A 21,527-nucleotide genomic window follows, 5' to 3' on the forward strand; every position below is an offset into this window, starting at 1 on the left:
CCATCGAAAGGAAGGAACACAAACATGAGACAGAGCATTGACGGAGTGTCGTTCGCTCAGGCCATTGTCCACGCGTCCGCCTCTATCAATCTACAGAAACAGCAGATCAACGAGCTGAACGTTTTCCCCGTGCCGGACGGCGATACCGGCACCAATATGAGCCTTACCATCGGTACCGCCGCCGCCGAGCTGCGCAAAAAGCAGCCCAAGACGGTGGGGGAGGCCGCCTCCGTCAACGCCTCCGCCCTGCTGCGGGGCGCCCGCGGCAACTCGGGCGTCATCCTGTCCCTGCTGTTCCGCGGCTTTGCCAAGGCAGTCAAGGATAAGGACACCATTGACGGCCGGGACCTGGCCATCGCCCTGGATTTCGGCGTGGCGGCCGCCTACAAGGCGGTTATGAAGCCCGCTGAGGGCACCATCCTCACCGTTTCCCGCCTGGCTGCCGCCCGGGCCGCTTCCGCCGCCCGGGAGCATCCCGACGATCCCGAGGCCGTGCTGGAGGCCGCCATCAAGGAGGGCCATGTGGCTCTGGAGCACACCATTGAGATGAACCCGGTGCTCAAGAAGGCCGGCGTGGTGGATGCCGGCGGCAAGGGTTTCCTCATTATCCTGCAGGGCATGCTGGATTCCCTGCGTGGTGAGGCTCTGCCCGAGGGCGCAGAAGAGGAGGGGACTGCCGCTCCCAAAGAGAAAGCGGAGTTCGGTGCCTTCTCCACGGAAGAGATCAAATTTGGCTACTGCACGGAGTTCATCTGCTCCCGGGACACCAAGAAGGACCCGGAGGCTCTGCGCGGTTTCCTGAACGCCCTGGGCGACAGTCTGGTGCTGGTGGACGACGACGACATCATTAAGGTCCACGTCCACACCAACCATCCCGGCCGGGTGTTGGAGGAGGCGCTGACCTACGGCGCGCTCCAGACGGTGAAGATTGAGAACATGCGCAACCAGCACACCGAGATCCTGGAAGAGGCCGGCGAGGCCCACCCCCAGGAGCGCAAGGTAGTTCCTCCGGAAAAGACCTACGGCGTGGTGGCCGTGGCGGCAGGCGAAGGGTTGGCTGCGGTGTTCCGGGATCTGGGGGCCGACGGTGTCATCAGCGGCGGTCAGACCATGAACCCCTCTACCGACGACATCCTGCGAGAGATCGACCGCACCCCGGCGGAGATTGTCTACGTGCTGCCCAACAACAAGAACATCATCATGGCCGCCGAGCAGTGTATTCCCCTGGCTGAGGGGAAGAAGGTCGTAGTCCTGCCCACCAAGACGGTGCCCCAAGGTATTTCTGCCCTGATGGTCATGGACCCCGAGGCATCCGAGGCGGACAACACCGCCGCCATGACCGAGGCCATCGGCCGGGTACACACCTCCGAGGTGACCTATGCCGCCCGTGATTCCGATTTCGGCGGCTTTGCCATCAAGCGGGGCGACTATTTGGCCCTGTCGGAACACCAGCTCTTCGGCACCGACCGCAAGCTGGAAAAGCTGCTGCTCCGCCTGGCGGAAGCCGACGCTCAGCAGAATGCGGAATTTATCAACATCTTCTATGGAGAGGATGTTTCCGAGAAGGACGCCCAGAAGGCCCTCAAGCTCTTTACCGAGCACTGTCCCAATGCGGAGATCACCCTGCTCTCTGGCGGCCAGCCTGTCTACTACTATATGATCTCTGCGGAATAAAAGAAAGAAAAGAGCCCGTCCGGCAATGCCGGGCGGGCTCTTTTTCGTTGTTTAGAGTACCTTGGAGAGAAATTCCCTGGTGCGTTCTTCCTTTGGATTGGCAAAAAAGGCGTGGGGCTCGTTCTGCTCCAAAATGTGGCCCCCGTCCATGAACAGCACTCGGGTGCCCACTTCCCGGGCAAACCCCATCTCGTGCGTGACAACCACCATGGTCATGCCCTCGTCGGCCAGCTGCTTCATGACCTCCAGCACCTCGCCCACCATCTCCGGGTCCAAAGCAGAAGTAGGCTCGTCAAAGAGCATCACCTTCGGCTTCATGGCCAGAGCGCGAACAATGGCGATGCGCTGCTTCTGTCCGCCGGAGAGCTGAGCGGGATAGGCATCGGCCCGATCCCGCAGCCCCACCCGGTCCAGCAGCTTTAGGGCGGTCTCATCGGCCTCAGCCTGGCTCATGAGCCCGGTGCGCACCGGAGCCAGAGTGATGTTTTTCCGAATAGTCATGTTGGGGAAGAGGTTGAAGTGCTGGAACACCATCCCCATCTGGCGGCGGACCGCATCGATATTGGTCTTTGGGTCGGTAATATCGGTCCCATCAAACGTAATGGTGCCTTTTGTGGGCGTCTCCAACAGGTTCAAGCAGCGCAGGAAGGTGGACTTGCCCGAGCCGGAGGGGCCGATGATGACCACCTTTTCCCCCTCGTGGATCGTTTCGCTGATGTCGTCCAGCACCAGATGTTTTCCAAACGCCTTACTCAGGTGTTTAACGCTTATCACTTTGACGCATCCTCCTTTCCAGCATCCCCAGCAGCCAAGTAAAGAGCAGCACCACGACCAGATACATGGCAGCAGTAATGAGCAGGGGAACCATGGGCGCATAAGTCTTGGCATAGATGGCCTGGGCAGCGTAGAGCAGTTCCTTGCCCGCGATCACGGTGATGAGGGAAGTATCCTTCAGCAGCGTAATAAATTCGTTGCCCAGGGCGGGCAGGATGTTCTTCAGCGCCTGTGGAATGACAATATCCCGCATGGTGGTGGCGTATCCCAGCCCCAGGCTGCGCCCGGCCTCCATCTGGCCGGGATCCACGCTCATCAGACCGCTGCGCACAATCTCCGCTACGTAGGCACCCGAGTTGATACCCAGGGTCAGCGCACCTACCATAGTAAAATTCCGGCTGCTGGCAAAGATGACGCTGCCCATAATGAGCAGCTGCACCATCATGGGAGTGCCGCGGATGACGGTGGTATAGACCAGGCACACAGCGTTGATGACACCCAGTACCGGATTGTGCCGGCCGATCCGCTGCTGGTCGTGAGCGCTGCGCAGCACTGCCACCGTTACTCCCAGAATCACACCAAGGATCAGCGCCATTACCGTTACCTGCAGGGTGCGGCCCAGGCCCTCCAAATACTGTGTCCAGCGATCTTTATACAAAAAAGCATTGTAAAACTGGAGCGAGAGGTCATTCCAGAAGCTCCCCATATGCGCTCACACTCTCCTTTCTTTCCGTGACAGAAAGGGCGGCCCGCAAGCCGCCCTTTCGGCATATCGATCTGAAATTCTTACTCCTGGATGTACTTATCCAGGATCGCCTGCACGGTGCCGTCGGCCTGCAGCTCATCCAGTGCAGTGTTCAGCGCGTCCAGCAGGGCGGTGTTACCCTCGTCCACGGCAATGCAGTAGTCCTCGTTGGCATACTCGGTATCCAGGATCTTCAGTCCTTCATTGGCCTTCACATACTCCTGAGCGGGGGCGTTGTCGATAACCACGCAGTCCACCTGACCGTTCATTAGGGCCTGAACCGCCGTGGCGCCGTCGTCATAGGCGCTCACCGCGTCATCACCGAACTCATCGCTGGTGTAGATGTAACCCGTGGTGCCCCGCTGGGTGCCGATCTTCTTACCGGCCAGGTCATCCAGAGTGGTGATATCGGAGTCCTCAGGCACGATGACCACCTGCACGCCGTTGGCATAGGTATCGGTGAAGTCCATCACCAGGTCGCGCTCCTCATTGTAGGTCAGACCAGCCAGGACCACGTCGCACTTGCCGTTCTGCACAGCCACCAGAGCACCGTCAAAGTCCATATCATCGATCTGCAGCTCCAGGCCCAGCTTCTGAGCCAGGGCGTAGGCCAGCTCCACATCGATGCCCTCAAAGCCGGTACCCTCATAGCCCTCGCCGTCGGAAACCAGCTCATAGGGTGGGAACTGGGCATTGGTCGCCATAGTCAGCTTTCCATCCTCGACAGTAGTAAAGGAGGCGGCCTCCTCTCCTGCGGGAGCCGTGCTCTCGCCCGCGGGGGCGGTGCTCTCATCTGCCGGCGCGGGGCTGTCTGCAGTGCCCGTGGAATCAGTACCAGAGGAGCAGGCGCTCAGCAGGGACAGGGACATAACGGCTGTCAGGCCAAGGGCCGCGATCTTCTTCATATGCTTCATAACTCATTCTCTCCCATTCACTGTGTCTCGCTTAGACACCTTGATTTTGATAGTGTTATTATACAGCATATTCATAATAAGTCAATATTTATTCACTCGTCAAAACAGCCAAAAAAGAAAAGGGCGGAGCCGCTTGGCTCCGCCCTTTTGGCGATTGGGGAATTAGCCCTGGGTGCAGTGATCGAAGAAGAAGTAGCCCAGAGGCGTGTAGTACATGCCCTGAATATCGTCCGCCAGCATGTACTTCTGGGTGTAGAAGTACAGGGGGCACAGAGCATAGTCCTGACCAATGATCATATCCTCAGCCTGATGCATCAGATCCATACGGGCAGCAGGATCGGTCTCAGCCTTGGCCTGGTTGATCAGAGCATCATACTCGGGGTTGGCGTACTGAGCGTCGTTGTTGCCGCCGCCGGTGAGCCACATATCCAGGAAGGACATGGGATCGTTGTAGTCGGCAATCCAGCCGTTACGGGCGATGGAGTAATCGCCATCCTTACGGGTCTGCAGGAAGGTAGCCCACTCCTGGTTGTTCAGGGTAACGGTCACGCCCAGCTCGGTCTGCCACATGTTCTGCAGAGCCTCGGCAACAGCCTTGTGAGCATCGTCGGTGTTGTACAGATACTCAACAACGGGGAAGCCCTCGCCGTTGGGGTAGCCGGCCTCGGCCAGCAGCTCACGGGCACGCTCGCAGTTGGCCTCGTAGTCAGCATCGGTAGGAGCATAGTAGTCGCCGCCCACGGTGCGGAAGTCGTCACCGGTGGCGCCCTCAGCGTCATACACGCCAGCGGGCACGAAGCCGCCAGCCTCGACCTGACCGGTCTGGGTCACGTTCTCCACGATGTAGGTACGATCAACGGCCAGAGTAAAGGCCTCGCGGACCTTGGGATCATCAAAGGGAGCCTTCTGAGTCTGGAAGCAGACATAGTAGGTGCCGATGTAGTCCACGATCTTCAGATCGCCGTTGGACAGCAGGGTGGCAATCTCATCGGTGGGCATGGACTCGATGAAGTCCAGCTCGCCGGAGTTGAAGCCGGACAGCATAGCGTTGTTGTCGTCCATCAGCTTGAAGGTGATCTTGTCGGGACCCAGATCAGCCACACCGTAGTAGTTCTCGTTGGGAACCATCACGATCTGAGAGTTGTGCTCCCAGCTGTCCAGCTTGTAGGCGCCGTTGGAGATGTAAGCGCCGTCGGTAAAGGTCCACTGATCGCCGTACTGCTCGATGATGTCCTGCCGCACGGGGAAGGTGGCGGGGAAGGCGCAGATCTCGGTGAAGTAGGGCAGATCAGAGGTGATGGTGACCACGAAGGTCTTGTCGTCGGGAGCGGAAACACCCAGCTCGGAGGGATCCTTCTCGCCGGCCATGATCTCGTTGGCGTTGACCACGCAGTCGATCATGTAGTTGTAGTCAGCGGCGGTGCTGGGATTCACCAGGCGCTGCCAGGAGTACACGAAGTCCTGAGCGGTGACAGGCTGGCCGTCGGACCACTTAGCATCGTCACGCAGGGTGAAGGTGTAGGTCACAGTGCCGTCATCGTTGGTGGTCTTCTCATAGCTCTCAGCCTGGCCGTAGTCCAGGCTGGCGTTGTTGCAGGTACCGTCAGAACCAGTGGTCTCGGTGCCGGAGTCGGACCAGCGCATCAGACCTTCAAACATATGGCTGAGCATGATGGCGCCGTCCACTGCGCTGTTCAGAGCGGGGTCAATGGACTGGGGCTCGGAAGCAATGTTCACCGTCATCTCAAACGCGCCGGTAGAACTCTCAGTGGGAGCAGTGCTCTCGGTGGTGTCAGCCGGAGTGGTTTCGCCAGTGGGCTGCGTGCTGCTGCAGCCGGCCGCCAGGCCGAACACGAGGGCCCCGGACAGAAGCAGAGACAAAAGCTTCGTCTTTTTCATGATTGGACCTCCATTTTTGTTTTTTGTATCGCTACGCCGTTGGGCGTGATACACACAACCGTGGGACTAGGAAAAGGAGTCGTTCCCTTTTCCCTGTCATCACTTTATTGAATAGAAGCATTATACCATATGTGCTATCGCAGTGTAAAGTAATTATTGAGAATTTATTACATAAAATTGAACAAAAGAAAAACGTCCGTCTGTGGCGGTCATTTTTAGGCATAGTCTTGCTTACAACAACTCCCGGCCTTTCCTTGAGAAAGGTCGGGAGTCGTCTTTGACTCAACCCAGCAGGTGGCAGGCAGCCCAGTGGCCGGGCGCATGCTCCTTGAACTCGGGTGCAGCTTCTTTACACTTGTCAGTGGCATAGGGACACCGGGTATGGAACCGGCAGCCCGTAGGCGGATTCATGGGGGAGGGGATATCGCCTTCCAATACAATCCGCTGGCGGGAACGGCTTACCTCCGGATCGGGCACTGGTACGGCAGAGAGCAGTGTCTTGGTATAGGGATGGATGGGATTCTTATTCAGCTCATAGCTCTCGGCCAGCTCCACCAGGGAACCCAGATACATCACGCCGATGCGGTTGGAGATGTGACGCACCACGGACAGGTCGTGGGCAATGAAGAGATACGTCAATCCCAGCTCCTGCTGCATATCCTCCAGCATATTAACCACCTGAGACTGGATGGATACGTCCAGTGCAGAGATGGGCTCGTCACAGACGATGAATTCAGGCCGTACCGCCAGGGCGCGGGCGATACCCACGCGCTGCTGCTGACCGCCAGAGAACTCGTGGGGATAGCGGTTGGCATGCTCGGTATTCAGACCCACCATGCTCAAAAGTTCCTTGATACGGTCGGTGCGGTCCTTCTTGTTGGGGCAGAGCTTATGGATATCCAGCGCCTCGCCAATGATCTCGCCCACCGTCATACGGGGGTCCAGAGAGGCAGAGGGGTCCTGGAAAATGATCTGCATTTTCCGGCGATAGGGTAGCATATCCACTGCCTTGGGGCGGGGAACTTTCACCCGGACCATCTGGCCGCCGGCCTCCCGCTGCCAGGGATCTTTTCCCTCAAAAATAGGCTTGCCGTCATAGACAATCTTGCCGGAAGTGGGGGCGTGCAGCTGCAGGATCGTACGGCCCAGAGTGGTCTTGCCGCAGCCAGACTCACCCACCAGGCCCAGAGTCTCGCCCCGCTTAATGAACAGGGACACATCCTCTACCGCCTGAACACCGGGCCCCTTGACACCTTTGACCGGGAAATACTTCTTCAGGTGGTCGACCTGAACGAGGATATCATTCTTCTCACTCATGGTCGCTCACCTCCTGTTCCTTCTCCAGCTTGGGACCATTTTTCTGCTGCTGCATCTGCTCCTGCACCCGCAGCCAGCAGGCCGAGCGATGGCCCTCACCCAGCTCCACATAGGGGGGCATCTTCTGCAGGCAGATCTTCATGGCGTGTTCGCACCGGGGTGCGAAGGGGCAGCCTTCGGGGGGATTGAGCATATCTACGGGAGTACCCTCAATGGGGATCAGCCGCTCATAGCTCTCCGCGTCCACACGGGGCATGGAGCGCAGCAGGCCTATGGTATAGGGATGACCAGGCTTATAGAAGATGTCGTCCACAGGCCCCTGCTCTACCATCTTGCCGGCATACATGACGCTGACTTTATCGCAGATCTCAGCCACGACACCCAGGTTATGAGTAATGAAGATAATACCCATCTGGGTCTTCTTCTGCAGATCCTTCATCAGCTCCAGGATCTGGGCCTGAATGGTCACATCCAGAGCCGTGGTCGGTTCGTCGGCAATGAGCAGCTGGGGATGACAGATCAGGCCCATGGCGATCATGACACGCTGGCGCATACCGCCGGAGAGCTCATGCGGATACTGCTTCATCCGCTTGGCCACGTTGTTGATGCCCACCATCTCCAGCATTTCCATGGCCCGCTTGGCAGCCTCTTCCTTGCTAACCTTCTTGTCGTGAGCCTTCAATGCCTCAATGAGCTGGTTGCCAATGGTGTATACAGGGTTCAGACAGGTCATGGGGTTCTGGAAAATCATGGCCACCTTGTTGCCTCGGAAGTCAATCATCTCTTCCTTGGACTTGGCCAGCACGTCCTCCCCCTCAAAGGTAATGGAGCCGCCGATGACCTTACCGGGAGACTGGAGCAGTCCAATGATGGAGTAGGCCTCCACGCTCTTGCCCGAGCCGGACTCACCCACGATACCCATGACCTCGCCGTAGTTCAAATCATAGCTGATGCCGCCCACTGCCTTGACTTCGCCAGCGGGGGTGAAGAAGGAGACATGCAGATCCTTGACTTCCAGCAGCTTGCCGCTTTTCTGGTTTTCTTCCATTGTAGTGTCTCCTCCTTTCTTATTTCTTCAGGCGCGGATCCAGCGCGTCGCGCAGACCGTCGCCGAACAGGTTCAGGGACAGGATCATCACACTCAGGATGATGGCCGGGATAAACAAACGGTAGGGGTAAGTGCTCAGGCCGCCCAGTGCATCCGAACACATGGAGCCCAGGCTGGTCAGAGGCGCGGACACGCCCACGCCCAGGAAGGACAGGAAGGACTCCAGGAAGATGGCGGAGGGAATCTGCAGGAACGTAGTGGTCACGATCTGACCCACGCAGTTGGGCAGCAGGTGGCGCTTGATAATACGCCCGCCCTTGGCGCCCAGCGCCCGGGCTGCGGTGACATATTCCTGCTGCTTGAGCTGAAGGATCTGGCCGCGGATGATACGGGACATGGTAACCCAGTACAGCAGGCCGAACGCGATAAACATAGAGATCAGGTTCGGGCCAAGAATGGTCACCAGGTTCTGCAGTATCCCGTCACCTGAGTTCTGGAATTCAGACAGCCCTTCCTTCAGGGTAGCCGACAGCAACAGGATGACCAGCACCTCGGGAATGGAGTAGATCAATTCCACAATACGCTGCATAACCGCGTCCACCTTGCCGCCAAAATAGCCGGAGATGGAGCCGTACAGGGCACCGATAATAAGCACCAGAACCGCCGCGCACACGCCCACGATCATGGACACGCGGGCGCCCATCATGGTACGCACCATGATGTCACGGCCAAATTTATCCGTGCCAAACAGATGGGGGAACACGTCCTCCCCGTTGGCCTTGGCCTGCAGCTCAGCATTGGAATAGCCGCCCAGCTTGGCGTGGATACCCAGTTCCTTGCGCAGGCTGTCCACATCGCTGTTTCCGCTGTTGGCCTTGGCTGCGGCGCGGATCTTGGCTTCTTCCACGCGGGAGAGGGTCTCGCCATTGGCCTCCGCCTCGGCCCGGGCCTGCTCCACTGCTTCATCAGGCGTCATCTGCGCCTCGGCCAGCTTCTCCTGATCCTCCAGAGAATAATGCCAGGGGTCCAGATTCTCTGCACCACGGATCTGCTGGTCATAGCCATAGGGCACCACCAGGGGGCCCACAAAGGCAAATATCGCAATGAGGATGATGATGAACATGGCCACCATGGCCACTTTGTTCTTGCGCAGACGCCGCCAGGCATCTTTCCAGTAGGAAACGCTCTTGCGATCCTGGATAAAGTTCTCCCGCTCCTGACTGGTGGCGGGGTCAAATGCGTTTTCGGGCAAATTGTTCCAATCCAGAATGTCGTCAATCTGAGGCTGGAGAGAGCCGAAGGTACGCTTCATTTTCTTTTCGGCCATCGGTCAGTTTCCTCCCTTCGACAGATTGATGCGCGGATCGACCAGCTTATAGGCCAGGTCCACCAGGAGGTTCATAATGATGATGAACGCCGCCAGGAAAATCGTGGTACCCATAATCAGCGGGTAGTCGCGGTTCTGGATGGACTGCACAAAGTAGCGGCCCAGGCCGGGGATAGAGAAGACCTTCTCCACCACAAAGCCGCCGCACAGAGTAAAGGCGATCTGGGGACCCAGATAGGTGATGACGGGAATCAATGCATTGCGCAGGGCGTGCTTGAAGATAATCTTCTTATTCTTCAGGCCCTTGGCGCGAGCCGTCTTGATGTACTCCTGATTGATGGAGTCCAACATGGCTGTACGAGTCTGGCGGGACAAATAACACATCGGATAGAATCCCAGGGAAGCACAGGGCAAAATATAGCTCTTCCATGTGCCGTCAAACATCGTCGGGAATATCTTGATCCCTTCAATGCCGCCGGTCAAGGTATGCAACAATATGGTTGCCACCACGAATCCCGGCATGGAAATACCAATGGTGCAGATAACCCGCAACAAGCTGTCCACCCAGGTTCCTCGCTTATAGGCAGCCAGACATCCCAACGGGACACCTACCAGCACAGCCCAGACGATGGCAATGATGCCCACCTTGGCGGAGACAGGGAACATCTCGGTAATGATATCCAGCACCGGACGGTTCTTCTGCATCTTGATAGACACACCCAGGTCACCCTGGAGCAGATTGCCCAGATACTTGCCCAACTGTACCACCAGCGGCTGATCCAGGCCATACTTTTCATTCAGAGCATCAATGGTAGCCTGAGAAGGAGTCTTTTCAGACAGCCACGGGTTGCCCGGAATGGCGTGCATGAGGAAAAAAGTGATGCAGGCGACCACAAATAGCGTCAGTACCGCCATGAGCACTCTTTTCAAGGTATATTTTGCCATTTTTTCACTTCCTATACCAATCTCTGTTCGTTCAATGCATTTGTCCCATCTTAAACGTTTTTTTATTTTACCGTAAAAGCCGCTTTGCGTCAAGAGTGAAGGGGTGTGAATTTGATGGAATTCTGTGTCGTCCTTGCACTTGTCTTTCATATAAGGACATTTTTCCACTGCTTTGTCCGTTCAATATTTCGGATTTAGTTGCTTATTTTCCCTGTTTCCCTCCCTTTTTGTTACTTTTTTCTGCTAGTGTATTAAAGTATTTTTACATATATTCGCAACATATTGCATAATATTCATGGTCAGTTAAAATTTTTTCGTTTTCCGTTTGAAATTTTTGAGTCGCCGAGTTGCAAAAATGCCGGCCCACTCCAGACGGAGTGGGCCAGCCATTCAGTCAAAACCAAGCCCCATATAGCCATGAAGATTCTGCTGCCATAGCTGCTGAAATTCGGGACGGTACCATTTTATCATGGCAAACGGCTGCAGATAGCTGCCCTTTAGTCCCTCCCAGGCTGCAGGAGTACGTACATGGCAACGGACGGCAGGCAGCGCGCAGGCCAGTGCAGCAAGGCCCGCACTCATCTGCTCAGGCGGAAGGAGCAGTTCTTTGAACAGGAGGCTTTCCTCATCCACATACTCCGCCGCGGCACAGCCTACCGCACCGCCGGCTTCCACCCGGTAGAGACCGCCGCCGCTCAACCGTCCCAGCCCCTGCTGATAGCGGATGAGCTCCTCTCCATAGCGGATGTGGGGCACCCCCTCCAGCAGCCGCTCCCGTATGGCGTTGTACTCCTCCGCCTCCACCGGCCGTACCTGGTCTCCCGGTGCGGCAGGGGGGCATCCATCCCGCAGCAGTTCGGTCTCCCGCATGGAGAAGCCGGAGGTAAAGCCCACTGTGGCAAAAAATTTGAACAGGCTTGGCTGGGCCGGCACGGTGGTAACGCAGTCCGCTCCCCGTGCCCGCAGATGAAAATCAGCGTAGTGCAGCAGCTGCCGGCCAAACCCATGGCTGCGGAAGGCCGGATCAGTGGCCAAAGCATAGATGTATCCGGCCTGTGCGGCCTCGCCTCCGGGCAGCACTACCTCCTGAGGCAGCAACGCCAGCATGGAGGCAAGCTGTCCCTCCTCCAGCAGCAGGAGCATATTCTCCGGCTGACCGCAGCAGCGGTAGAACCAGTCGATATATTTCTCCTCGTCACCAAAAGCCAGCTTCCACAGGCGTTTTTGGGCCGGGATCTCCTCCGGACGGGATGGGCGGATCTCTACCATCGGTCTGTACCTCCTTTTCTTTACGTGCGCTTGGATGGGCAGCTTATTTCATGACCGCCGTAAATTTTTCCACCATAGCATCAGGATAATAGGATAGCTTCGCCTTGCGCAGCCCCTCCACTCCCATGTCGTCCTCCCGGTTGAGGTAGCGGACCTCGGGATGGTGGGCGCGGACCCAGCGGGCAAACTCCCGGTTAATCATGGCGTAAGCGCCCTGCAGCTCACCATAGGCTTTTTCAAAGTGCACATCATAGGTATCACGGGAGAGCCGGTCCCCCATGGTAAAGGCCACCACCTCGCCGTATACCCGGATGAGGCCGCCCTCCAGCCCCAGCTGGTCATAGTGCTCCATCGCCGTGCGCAGGGCGATTCCCTCGTCTCCCAGGTCCCGCTCCTCGGCATCTCCCTCTCGCTGGAGGGAACGGCGATACCACTCCCGGTCCATTTCCAGACACTCCGGCAGGCTTTCCCGGGTGATGGGCTCATAGACCCAGGTGGGGTTGTTCTCAATGAAGCGGTTAATATGATTGCGCTTGGCATGGAGCTTTTTCCCTCCCAGATCGGCCAGCCGGTCGATCTCGTAGAGATAATCAAAACCGTCCCGGTCAGGAAAGTAATCAAATTCCCCTGGGAAAAATTCCTCCAGTTCCGCCATCTGAGGCCGGGTCAGACATACCAGACGCAGGGGCTGCCCCCGACGGGCGGCATCCTCCTGCAGGGCACGCACCACGCCGGCAATGTCCCCCGAGCCTGCGGGGTACATATAACTGCACCCCACTCGGCCACACAGGTGTGTCACCAGGAAATCGCCCACCCGGCCGATTTCAATGCCGTAGGCTTTCTCCCACACATACAGATTGGTAAAATTATAATCGCACCCCCGGTAATTGCCCCGGGCAAGCAGCTCGTCCACCCAGGCCTTGTCCACCGGGGCGGGGGTTTGAAAATCGATCATGCAGGTCTCGTCTCCTTACCATTTCCTAGTATGGCGACATGATATCATGCTCATACACAAATGGCAAGAAAAAAGCGGGCGCCCCGGAGGGCGCCCGCTTTTTTTCTTTAATAGCCGGGGTATACATCGCTTTTCTTCGGCAGGATGCAGGCGGCAATGATATATAGGATAAAGCCCACCCCAACGGAAAACAGGGTGACCGCCGCCCACAGCAGACGGACTACACTGGGGTCCAGATTAAAATACTCGGCGATGCCGCCGCAGACTCCCGCCAGCTTGGCCCCCTGCTCCACACGGTACAGGCGCTTGATCTCATTCATCGCTGTCCCTCCTTTTTGATCCTGGAGACAGTATGCCATACATCCCCTCAAAAAGTCCTTACAGCTTCCTTAAAATCCGATGAAAATCGTTCAGCCCTTGTCCTCCACCAGCATGAGGCAGCCGTCCTGGTCGTACTTGAGCCGCTGGACCTCTGCGCGGGTATTGCGGATGATCTCGTCCATACGGATGCTCTCGGTAACTGTGGCAATAAAGGTATAGGCCACGCCATGGCGTTTGGCCCGGCCGGTGCGGCCAATGCGGTGGGTGTAGTTTTCCAGTTCGTCGGGCACGTCGTAGTTAAACACCACATCCACATCGTCGATGTCCAGTCCCCGGGCAGCCACATCGGTGGCCACCAGCACCCGCAGCTCTCCCTGCTTGAATTTCTCCAGGGTCTTTTCCCGCACCCGCTGCTGGATGTCGCCGTGGATGGCCTGGCAGGAGATGCCCCGCATCTGCAGCAGCCCGGCCAGCCGGTCGGTCATCAGCTTGGTGTTGCAAAAGGCAATGGCACGCTCGTATCCGCCGTGCTCCAGCAGGGCCACCAGGGTGTCCAGCTTCTGCTCGCGCCCGTCCAGGTCAATGCGGTACTGGGTGATGTCGGGCTTGGACTCCTCCACCGGGCGGACGGTGATCTCCACCGGGTCCCGCTGGTACACCCAGGAGATGTCCATCACCTCCCGGCTGATGGTGGCCGAGAACATGCCCAGGTTGCGCCGGTGCTTGAGCTGGTCCAGGATACGGGTCACGTCCCGCACAAAGCCCATGTCCAGCATCCGGTCGGCCTCATCCAATACCACGGTCTCCACCTTGTCCAAACGGACGGTGCGCCGCTTCATATGATCCATCAGCCGCCCGGGGGTGGCCACCACGATCTGGGGCTTTTTCTTCAGGGTGTTGATCTGCTTGTCGATGGGGGCCCCGCCGTAGAGGCAGACGGTGCGCACCCCTTCTTTAAATTCACACAGATCCCGCAGTTCCTCCTGGATCTGCACCGCCAGCTCCCGTGTGGGAGCCAGTACCAGCGCCTGCACATCGCTGCTCTGCGGATCCACATGTTCCACCATGGGGATGCCGAAGGCAAAGGTCTTGCCGGTACCGGTGGGGGCCTTGGCAATGACGTCCTTCCACTGCATGAAGTAGGGGATGGCCCCGGCCTGCACCGGAGTAGCACGCACATAGCCCTTCTTCTCGATGGCCTTCATCACCGCGGGGGACAGGCCCAGTTCGGCGTAGTTGACGATCTCGTTGACCTGCTCGCCGTTGATTTCCATGGGTACAAAACTTCCTTTCCGTTTCAATCTGCCTGATTCAAGGTCCCCACAGGCAGCGAAACTCCCTTTCGTACCCAGACGCCCTCCTCCCTTCGGGGGCGCGACCTCAAATCCAACTGCCGGGCGGACCCGGCCTGTTTTGCGCAACTACTATATCATAGCCCGCCCCGATGCGCAAGCCTGTCCCTCCCGCCGGAACACGTGGATACGAAACGCCGCCTTTACCCGCAGCCCGTCCAGACCGGCCAGCCGCTGCGCCCCCTCCCGGGGGGTCTTCCAGTAATAGGGAGTCATCTGGAACAGGTCGGCCAGGTCGGCCCCGGGCACCTCCATCCAGTGTTCCACCGGCACCACATCCTCATAGACAAACCCCTCGTAGGGGATCTCCTGCTCCTGGTTGGGATAGGGGGTGTCGTAGAGCACCTGCTTGAGCTGCCACAGGTGGTCAGCCGCCGGCACTACATAGAAAAACCATCCGCCGGGGCGCAGCACCCGCCGAAACTCCTCCAGCGCCAGGGGAGAAAAGCAGTTGAGCAGCAGATCGATGCTCCCGTCCGCCACCGGCAGGTGATAGGCCGAGGCCACAGCGAACTCCCCGTGGGGGATACGCCGGGCCGCCAGACGTACCGAGGGCTTGGACAAATCAATGCCTGCCAGGCGGGGCTCCCGCCCGGCTACTCCCAGCGCCCCCCAGAGCCCGGCGGTGTAATATCCCTCGCCGCAGCCCGAGTCCAGCAGGGCCGCCCCCGGCCCCACCCGTTCCAGGGCAAGCCGGCACAGGGCCTGCCGCAGCGGCGCATAGTAGCCTTTGTCCAGAAAGCGGTTGCGGGCCGCCACCATCCCCTTGTCATCGCCGGGCGCTTTGGAATGCTTGCGGTTGGCGGGCAGCAGATGGACATACCCCTCCCGGGCAATATCAAAGCAGTGCCCGTTGGGGCAGGTGTAGGCGCTCTGGCCCCGCTCCAGAGGCGCGGCGCAGAGGGGACAGCAAAACAGACTCATGCTCATCCCGTCCTTTCCTGTGTATTTGTTTTATCATACCGCACCCCGTCTCCGGAAACAAGCCCCGGACATTTCGGGCTGCAACTCGTCCATTTTTCTCTAGGCGCGCCGGTGGATTTATGATATAATGCCGTGCGTATAATGATTATCCGCTAGAAGGAGTACGACATGATCACAGTTTCCGACCTGGGCCTGGCCTACAGCGGCCAGCCTCTCTTTTCCCATGTGGACCTGCAGTTCACCAAGGGCAATTGCTATGGCATCATCGGCGCCAACGGCGCTGGCAAGTCCACCTTTCTGAAGATTCTCTCCGGCGATCTGGAGCCCACCTCCGGCGAGGTGTCCATTCTGCCCAAGACCCGCATGTCGGTGCTCAAGCAGGACCAGAACGCCTACAACGCCTACAACGTAATGGACACCGTCATCATGGGCAACCAGCGTCTGTATGACATCGGCAAGGAGAAGGAAGCCCTCTACGCCAAGGAGGAGATGACCGAGGAAGACGGCATCCGCGCCTGTGAGCTGGAGGAGGAGTTTGCCGAGCTGGGCGGCTGGGAGGCCGAGAGCGACGCCTCCCGGATCCTCCAGGGTCTGGGCGTTGGCACCGAGTACCACTACAACGACATGGCCACCCTGGACCCCCGCCTGAAGGTGAAGGTGCTGCTGGCCCAGGCTCTGTTCGGCAACCCGGACATCCTGATGATGGACGAGCCCACCAACAACCTGGACATCAACGCGGTGAACTGGCTGGAGGACTTCCTGCTGGACTTTGAGGGCACCGTTATCGTCGTCAGCCACGACCGGCACTTCCTCAACACCATCTGCACCCACATTGTGGACATCGACTACAACAAGATCAAGATGTACGTGGGCAACTACGACTTCTGGTACGATGCCTCCCAGCTGATGCAGAACCTGATGAAGAATCAGAACAAGAAGAACGAGGAGAAGGCTCAGGAACTCAAGGAGTTCATCTCCCGCTTCTCGGCCAACAAGTCCAAGAGCAAGCAGGCCACCGCCCGGCGCAAGCTGCTGGAAAAGATCACCCTGGAGGAGATCCCCGCCTCCTCCCGCCGCTATCCCTGGGTGGCCTTCTCCCCCGACCGTGAGGTAGGCAAGGACATCCTGTTCGTCACCGACGTGAGCAAGACCATCGACGGGGTGAAGGTGCTGGACAAGGTGAGCTTCATCGTGGGCCACGGCGACAAGATTGCCTTTGTGGGCGACAATGAGAACGCCCAGACCGCTCTGTTCCAGATCCTCACCGGGGAGATGGAGCCCGACGAGGGCACCGTGAAGTGGGGTCAGACGGCCACCTTCTCCTATTTCCCCAAGGACAACACCAAGTTCTTCAAGGACTGTGACGACAACCTGGTGGAGTGGCTGCGCCAGTGGTCCAGCGACCCCCACGAGGCCTACCTGCGGGGCTTTTTGGGCCGGATGCTCTTCTCAGGCGACGAGGTCTACAAGCCCGTAAAGGTCCTCTCCGGCGGTGAAAAGGTGCGGTGCATGCTGTCCCGGATGATGCTCTCGGGGGCCAACGTGCTGCTGCTGGACCAGCCCACCAACCACCTGGACCTGGAGTCCATCGCCGCCCTGAACAACGGCCTGGAGGCGGTCAAGTGCAACGTGCTCTTCGCCTCCCACGACCACCAGCTGGTTCAGACCGTGGCCAACCGGGTGTTTGACTTCACTTCCGACGGCAAGCTCATCGACCGGAAGATGACCTACGACGAGTACCTGGAGAGCCAGGCCGCCGGGGCCAACTGAATGAGCCGCTCGGGGCGGACGGCCGGAAGGCCGCCCGCCCCTGCTTTTTCCTGAAAAATCCCGTGCGTTTTCTTCCAGTACGTGGTATAATCATATATTGGTATTATTCTTCATCCGGAAAGGATGCCGATCATGCGAAAAGAATTTGTTTTGCCCGCGGCGGCCGTCGCGGGGGGCGCGGTAGGCTTCGCCCTGCGCCGCTGGGAGCTGGCCACCGCGTTTGAAGCCGACACCGGCCTGCCCATCTCCGGAGCACCCGCTACCCTGGCTCTCATTCTGTTTTCCGTGGTGATGGTCGCGGTGCTGGCGCTGCTGTGCCGGGGACATTATCCCGCGTTCTCCGGCTATGACCAGGCCTTTGCCGCCCGGGGCTGCACCCTCTACGCCGGAGTGGGCACCGCGGCGGCCCTGCTGCTGCTGGCCGGAGCGGTGGCCATAGTGGTAAGTTTCCTTCAGGGGGAAAACCAGGTGTATACCCGCCTGCTGGTGGCCGTGCTGGCGGTGGTGTCGGGCGTGTGTGTGCTGCGCACGGTCCAGGGCAACTACCGGGGACAGGGCCAGGGGAAGTATAACTTCCTGCTGCTCATGCCGGCATACACCTGCTGCGTGTGGCTCATCGCCGCCTACCAGGTGCGGGCCGGAGACCCGGTGCAGCTGGACTATGTATACGAGCTGTTTGCCATCATTGCCAGCCTGCTGGGGTTCTATTTCACCGCCGGCTTCTCCTTTGAGCGGGCCAAGCCCTTCCGGGCCAGCCTGTTCTCTCTGCTGGGGATCTACTTCTCCCTGGTGACCATGGCCGACAGCCATGATCTGGCCACCCGGCTGCTCTACGGCTTTACGATCCTCTATCTGCTGGCGTCCGTCTGGGCGCTTCTGTACAACGCCGGCCGGCCGGAACCGCCGGTCCGGGCCGAAAACGATACGACGGAGGGAATACCCGATGAATCCTGACAAGAAATTCTACATTACCACCCCCATCTACTATCCCTCGGACAAGCTCCACATCGGCCACGCCTACTGCACCGTGGCTACCGACACCATGGCCCGCTACAAGCGCCTCACCGGCTATGACGTCATGTTCCTCACCGGCACTGATGAGCACGGCCAGAAGATCGAGGACAAGGCCAAGGAGGCCGGGGTATCCCCCAAGGAATATGTGGACCGCATCGTGGAGGGTCCTCAGGGGGTCAAGGATCTGTGGAAGCTGATGAACATCTCCAACGACCGGTTCATCCGCACCACGGACGACTACCATGTCGCTGCTATCCAGAAGATCTTCAAGGCCATGTACGACAAGGGAGATATCTACAAGGGCAAGTATGTGGGCAAGTACTGCAAGCCCTGCGAGTCCTTCTGGACCGAGAGCCAGCTCAAGGACGGCAAGTGCCCCGACTGCGGCCGTGAGGTGCAGGATGCTGAGGAGGAGGCCTACTTCTTCCGTCTGAGCAAGTACGCCGACCGCATCCAGCATCTGCTGGAAGATACCGACTTCCTGGAGCCCCGCAGCCGGGTCAACGAGATGGTGAACAACTTCATCAAGCCCGGCCTGGAGGATCTGTGTGTGTCCCGCACCAGCTTCAAGTGGGGCATTCCGGTGGACTTTGATCCGGGTCACGTGGTCTATGTGTGGATCGACGCACTGTTCAACTATACCACCGCCCTGGGCTTTATGAACGACAAGCACAACGACTACGACAAGTACTGGCCTGCCGACGTCCACTTTATCGGCAAGGAAATTGTCCGTTTCCACTCCATTATCTGGCCCGCCATGCTCATGAGCATGGACATGCCCCTGCCCAAGAAGGTGTTCGGCCACGGCTGGCTGCTGCTGGACGGCGGCAAGATGAGCAAGTCCAAGGGCAACGTGGTGGACCCCTATCTGCTGGCTGAGCGCTATGGCGTGGATGCGCTGCGCTACTTCCTGCTGCGGGAGTTCCCCTTCGGCACCGACGGCAACTTCTCCAACGAGGCACTCATCGGCCGGATCAACACCGACCTGGCCAACGACCTGGGCAACCTGGTCAGCCGCACCACCGCCATGGTGGGCAAGTACTTTGGCGCTCATCTGCCGGTGACCGAGGCTGCCGACTCCGCCCTGGATGATGAGCTGCTCCATCTGGCAAAGGGTCTGCGGGACGTCTACGAGGAGCAGATGGAACACTATGCCTTCCAAAACGCCCTGATGGAGGTCTTTAAACTCATCGGCCGGGCCAACAAGTATATCGACGAGAACAAGCCCTGGCTGCTGGCCAAGGACGAGACCCAGAAGGCTCGCCTGGCCCAGGTGCTGTACAACCTGCTGGAGTGCGTGCGCATCTCCGCCGTGCTGCTCACCCCCTTTATGCCCGACACCTGCGAGAAGATCTTTGGGCAGATCGGTGCCGGCGAAGAGCTGCGCACCTGGGACTCCGCCGGGCAGTGGGGTCTGCTGCCCATGGACGCGGCAGTGAACAAGGGCGAGAATCTCTTCCCCCGCATCGACGCCGCCAAGGAGCTGGAGGAGCTCGCCGCCCTGGAGGCGGCCGCCAAAGCTGCCGCGGAGCCCGCTCCCGAGGAGCCCAAGGCCCCCGAGTATATCACCATTGACGACTTCAACAAGGTCCACTTCGTCACCGCCAAGATCCTGGCCTGTGAGCCGGTGAAGAAGAGCAAGAAGCTGCTCCGCTTCACCCTGGACTGCGGAGAGGGCACCCCCCGGCAGATCCTCTCCGGCATCCATGAATATTACGAGCCCGAGGAGCTGGTGGGCAAGACGGTAGTAGCCTGCACCAACCTGGCCCCCCGGAAGATGATGGGTCTGGAGTCCAACGGCATGCTCATCTCGGCTGTCAAGGAGGAACCCGATGGCTCCGAGAAGCTCCACCTCATCATGCTGGACGACAAAGTCCCCGCTGGTTACGGCCTGTGCTGAGTAAAAACAAAAAAAGAGAGGCGCTGCATTGCAGCGCCTCTCTTTTTATTCCCCGGTCCGTTCCAGCAGTCTTTTGTAACTGGCATCGATGGCCAGCGCCCCAAGGGGAGCAGTGACCAGAATGGCAATGACCGCCACGGTGAGTACCACCTGCCCGCAGGCAAGCCCCATGGCCAGCGGCACGCCGCCGATCGCCGCCTGGACCGTAGCCTTTGGCAGATAGGCCAGCACAGCGAAGAGCCGCTCCTTTTTGGTGAGCTTGCTCCCCGCCACACACAGGAGTACCCCCAGCGCCCGGAAGCACAGCACACCCAGCACGGTAACCACAGCAGCCAGTCCCGCCGCCGCGGCATAGCCCAGATCCACCTCGGCCCCTACCAGCACAAACAGCATAACTTCCGCCCACACCCAAAGCTTGCCGAACTTGGCCGTGAGCCGCTGAGCCACCGGCAGCCGCCACCGGCGCAGGCCCAGGCCCATGCCCAGTACTGCCAGCAGGCCGGAGAAGGGGACATAGGCTTCCACCGCATCCTCCAGCGCCACCAGCAGAAAGGCCAGGGCCAGCAAAATGACCACCTTTACCGAATCCCGCATGTGGAGGGTCTCAAAGAACCGGGCCAGCAAAAAGCCAACGGCCAGCCCCAAGGCTGCCCCCAGGACGATGGACACCGGCACCCCCACCAGGGCGGCGGGGGAGAAGGAGCCGCCCTGGGCCATGGAGGTAAAGGATGTAAAGAGAACAATGACGAACACATCGTCCACCGATGCCCCTGCCAAAATCATCTGCGGGATGCCTTTTTTTACTCCGTATCCCTCTTCCATGAGCCGGAGCATCCGGGGCACGATGACGGCCGGGGACACCGCCCCTACTACCGCTCCCATAATGGCCGCATCCAATACGCTGACACCCAGCAGCCTGGGGGCCAGCACCACCATGCCCAGGACCTCGAAGCTGGCAGGCACAAAACACATCAGCACAGCAGGCCGCCCTGCCCGGCGCAAATCGTCGATCTCCAGGCTCAGCCCCGCCCGGGCCAGGATGATGATGAGAGCCAGCTGCCGCAGATCCGCGGAGATGTCCAGCAGCTCGGGGGACAGCAGGTTCAGCACACAGGGCCCTAACAGGATCCCTGCTGCCAGCATCCCCACCAGAGGCGGCAGGCGGACCAATCTGGCCAGGGCCCCCAGCCCCAGTCCCAGCAACAACACATAGCCAATACTTGTTAACATAATCGTTCCTTCCCTTCCAGAGGGCACAAAAAAAGCCAATGCCCCCTGCAAAAACTTGCAGAAGTCATCAGCCGTTCGGCGGTTCGGGCGCACGCCCCGGGAGGACCTCATCCCCGTATTCCTCGGGCAGTATACCACAGCCCCGCCCT

Annotated in this window: 18 protein-coding genes and 1 riboswitch; of the genes, 4 read left to right on the forward strand and 14 right to left on the reverse strand. The window is 59.1% G+C overall.

Annotated elements, in window-relative coordinates; genetic code table 11:
* The first annotated feature begins 24 nt into the window (after positions 1–24).
* Complete coding sequence (locus tag WMO45_RS07820) at positions 25–1,674, forward strand: DAK2 domain-containing protein (protein ID WP_349140066.1); 1,650 nt, start codon at positions 25–27, stop codon at positions 1,672–1,674.
* A gap of 51 nt (positions 1,675–1,725) precedes the next feature.
* Here the strand turns inward: WMO45_RS07820 and WMO45_RS07825 are convergent, their stop codons facing one another.
* The 13 genes from WMO45_RS07825 to WMO45_RS07885 all read right to left on the reverse strand — a co-directional run bounded on the left by WMO45_RS07825 (position 1,726) and on the right by WMO45_RS07885 (position 15,470).
* Positions 1,726–2,448, reverse strand: a complete 723-nt coding sequence (locus WMO45_RS07825) for an amino acid ABC transporter ATP-binding protein (RefSeq protein ID WP_349140068.1) — start codon at positions 2,446–2,448, stop codon at positions 1,726–1,728.
* Complete coding sequence (locus WMO45_RS07830) at positions 2,435–3,154, reverse strand: amino acid ABC transporter permease (protein ID WP_349140070.1); 720 nt, start codon at positions 3,152–3,154, stop codon at positions 2,435–2,437. The genes WMO45_RS07825 and WMO45_RS07830 overlap by 14 nt, the downstream gene beginning before the upstream one ends.
* A gap of 80 nt (positions 3,155–3,234) precedes the next feature.
* Positions 3,235–4,098 carry an ABC transporter substrate-binding protein gene (locus WMO45_RS07835; protein WP_494337558.1) on the reverse strand — a complete coding sequence of 288 codons (864 nt, stop codon included), beginning with the start codon at positions 4,096–4,098 and terminating at the stop codon, positions 3,235–3,237.
* 171 nt (positions 4,099–4,269) lie between these two features.
* On the reverse strand, positions 4,270–6,006 hold the full coding sequence (locus WMO45_RS07840; RefSeq protein ID WP_349140074.1) for a peptide ABC transporter substrate-binding protein: 1,737 nt from the start codon (positions 6,004–6,006) through the stop codon (positions 4,270–4,272).
* A 282-nt stretch (positions 6,007–6,288) separates the two neighbouring features.
* On the reverse strand, positions 6,289–7,323 hold the full coding sequence (locus WMO45_RS07845; RefSeq protein WP_349140076.1) for an ABC transporter ATP-binding protein: 1,035 nt from the start codon (positions 7,321–7,323) through the stop codon (positions 6,289–6,291).
* Complete coding sequence (locus WMO45_RS07850; RefSeq protein ID WP_349140078.1) at positions 7,316–8,371, reverse strand: ABC transporter ATP-binding protein; 1,056 nt, start codon at positions 8,369–8,371, stop codon at positions 7,316–7,318. Before WMO45_RS07850 ends, WMO45_RS07845 begins: the two co-directional genes overlap by 8 nt.
* A gap of 19 nt (positions 8,372–8,390) precedes the next feature.
* Entirely contained in the window at positions 8,391–9,698 is a 1,308-nt protein-coding gene (locus WMO45_RS07855) for an ABC transporter permease subunit (RefSeq protein ID WP_349140080.1), read from the reverse strand.
* Between the two features lie 3 nt (positions 9,699–9,701).
* A complete protein-coding gene (locus WMO45_RS07860) occupies positions 9,702–10,643 on the reverse strand; it encodes an ABC transporter permease (protein ID WP_349140081.1) in 942 nt (313 codons plus the stop codon).
* Positions 10,644–11,033: 390 nt separating this feature from the next.
* Positions 11,034–11,912 carry a GNAT family N-acetyltransferase gene (locus WMO45_RS07865; RefSeq protein WP_349140082.1) on the reverse strand — a complete coding sequence of 293 codons (879 nt, stop codon included), beginning with the start codon at positions 11,910–11,912 and terminating at the stop codon, positions 11,034–11,036.
* Between the two features lie 43 nt (positions 11,913–11,955).
* Complete coding sequence (locus WMO45_RS07870) at positions 11,956–12,867, reverse strand: DUF2156 domain-containing protein (RefSeq protein WP_349140083.1); 912 nt, start codon at positions 12,865–12,867, stop codon at positions 11,956–11,958.
* Positions 12,868–12,974: 107 nt separating this feature from the next.
* Positions 12,975–13,187 (reverse strand): PspC domain-containing protein, encoded by a 213-nt coding sequence (locus WMO45_RS07875; protein ID WP_349140084.1) that lies wholly within the window; start codon positions 13,185–13,187, stop codon positions 12,975–12,977.
* A 90-nt stretch (positions 13,188–13,277) separates the two neighbouring features.
* Positions 13,278–14,462, reverse strand: a complete 1,185-nt coding sequence (locus tag WMO45_RS07880) for a DEAD/DEAH box helicase (protein WP_349140085.1) — start codon at positions 14,460–14,462, stop codon at positions 13,278–13,280.
* Positions 14,463–14,612: 150 nt separating this feature from the next.
* The gene (locus WMO45_RS07885; RefSeq protein WP_349140086.1) at positions 14,613–15,470 is read right to left on the reverse strand and encodes a putative RNA methyltransferase; all 858 of its coding nucleotides are present in this window, start codon (positions 15,468–15,470) and stop codon (positions 14,613–14,615) included.
* Between the two features lie 162 nt (positions 15,471–15,632).
* Between WMO45_RS07885 and WMO45_RS07890 the strand changes: the two genes are divergently transcribed.
* From WMO45_RS07890 to metG, 3 genes are all read left to right on the forward strand, one after another.
* Positions 15,633–17,234 carry an ABC-F family ATP-binding cassette domain-containing protein gene (locus tag WMO45_RS07890; protein WP_349140087.1) on the forward strand — a complete coding sequence of 534 codons (1,602 nt, stop codon included), beginning with the start codon at positions 15,633–15,635 and terminating at the stop codon, positions 17,232–17,234.
* 132 nt (positions 17,235–17,366) lie between these two features.
* On the forward strand, positions 17,367–18,188 hold the full coding sequence (locus tag WMO45_RS07895; protein ID WP_349140088.1) for a hypothetical protein: 822 nt from the start codon (positions 17,367–17,369) through the stop codon (positions 18,186–18,188).
* The gene (gene metG, locus WMO45_RS07900) at positions 18,178–20,148 is read left to right on the forward strand and encodes a methionine--tRNA ligase (protein ID WP_349140089.1); all 1,971 of its coding nucleotides are present in this window, start codon (positions 18,178–18,180) and stop codon (positions 20,146–20,148) included. Before WMO45_RS07895 ends, metG begins: the two co-directional genes overlap by 11 nt.
* Before the next feature lie 45 nt (positions 20,149–20,193).
* Here the strand turns inward: metG and WMO45_RS07905 are convergent, their stop codons facing one another.
* A complete protein-coding gene (locus WMO45_RS07905; RefSeq protein WP_349140090.1) occupies positions 20,194–21,378 on the reverse strand; it encodes a cation:proton antiporter in 1,185 nt (394 codons plus the stop codon).
* Between the two features lie 51 nt (positions 21,379–21,429).
* A riboswitch (Fluoride riboswitch) is annotated at positions 21,430–21,502 on the reverse strand.
* Positions 21,503–21,527 lie beyond the last annotated feature (25 nt).

The sequence above is a fragment of the Flavonifractor hominis genome (genome assembly GCF_040095835.1).
In the GTDB taxonomy this organism is placed as follows: domain Bacteria; phylum Bacillota; class Clostridia; order Oscillospirales; family Oscillospiraceae; genus Flavonifractor; species Flavonifractor hominis.

Coding starts and splice junctions, on each gene's coding strand:
- WMO45_RS07820 (WP_349140066.1), top strand. CDS start 25: ATGAGACAGAGCATTGACGGAGTGTCGTTCGCTCAGGCCATTGTCCAC.
- WMO45_RS07830 (WP_349140070.1), bottom strand. CDS start 3,154: ATGGGGAGCTTCTGGAATGACCTCTCGCTCCAGTTTTACAATGCTTTT.
- WMO45_RS07835 (WP_494337558.1), bottom strand. CDS start 4,098: ATGAAGAAGATCGCGGCCCTTGGCCTGACAGCCGTTATGTCCCTGTCC.
- WMO45_RS07840 (WP_349140074.1), bottom strand. CDS start 6,006: ATGAAAAAGACGAAGCTTTTGTCTCTGCTTCTGTCCGGGGCCCTCGTG.
- WMO45_RS07845 (WP_349140076.1), bottom strand. CDS start 7,323: ATGAGTGAGAAGAATGATATCCTCGTTCAGGTCGACCACCTGAAGAAG.
- WMO45_RS07850 (WP_349140078.1), bottom strand. CDS start 8,371: ATGGAAGAAAACCAGAAAAGCGGCAAGCTGCTGGAAGTCAAGGATCTG.
- WMO45_RS07855 (WP_349140080.1), bottom strand. CDS start 9,698: ATGGCCGAAAAGAAAATGAAGCGTACCTTCGGCTCTCTCCAGCCTCAG.
- WMO45_RS07860 (WP_349140081.1), bottom strand. CDS start 10,643: ATGGCAAAATATACCTTGAAAAGAGTGCTCATGGCGGTACTGACGCTA.
- WMO45_RS07865 (WP_349140082.1), bottom strand. CDS start 11,912: ATGGTAGAGATCCGCCCATCCCGTCCGGAGGAGATCCCGGCCCAAAAA.
- WMO45_RS07870 (WP_349140083.1), bottom strand. CDS start 12,867: ATGATCGATTTTCAAACCCCCGCCCCGGTGGACAAGGCCTGGGTGGAC.
- WMO45_RS07875 (WP_349140084.1), bottom strand. CDS start 13,187: ATGAATGAGATCAAGCGCCTGTACCGTGTGGAGCAGGGGGCCAAGCTG.
- WMO45_RS07880 (WP_349140085.1), bottom strand. CDS start 14,462: ATGGAAATCAACGGCGAGCAGGTCAACGAGATCGTCAACTACGCCGAA.
- WMO45_RS07885 (WP_349140086.1), bottom strand. CDS start 15,470: ATGAGCATGAGTCTGTTTTGCTGTCCCCTCTGCGCCGCGCCTCTGGAG.
- WMO45_RS07890 (WP_349140087.1), top strand. CDS start 15,633: ATGATCACAGTTTCCGACCTGGGCCTGGCCTACAGCGGCCAGCCTCTC.
- WMO45_RS07895 (WP_349140088.1), top strand. CDS start 17,367: ATGCGAAAAGAATTTGTTTTGCCCGCGGCGGCCGTCGCGGGGGGCGCG.
- metG (WP_349140089.1), top strand. CDS start 18,178: ATGAATCCTGACAAGAAATTCTACATTACCACCCCCATCTACTATCCC.
- WMO45_RS07905 (WP_349140090.1), bottom strand. CDS start 21,378: ATGTTAACAAGTATTGGCTATGTGTTGTTGCTGGGACTGGGGCTGGGG.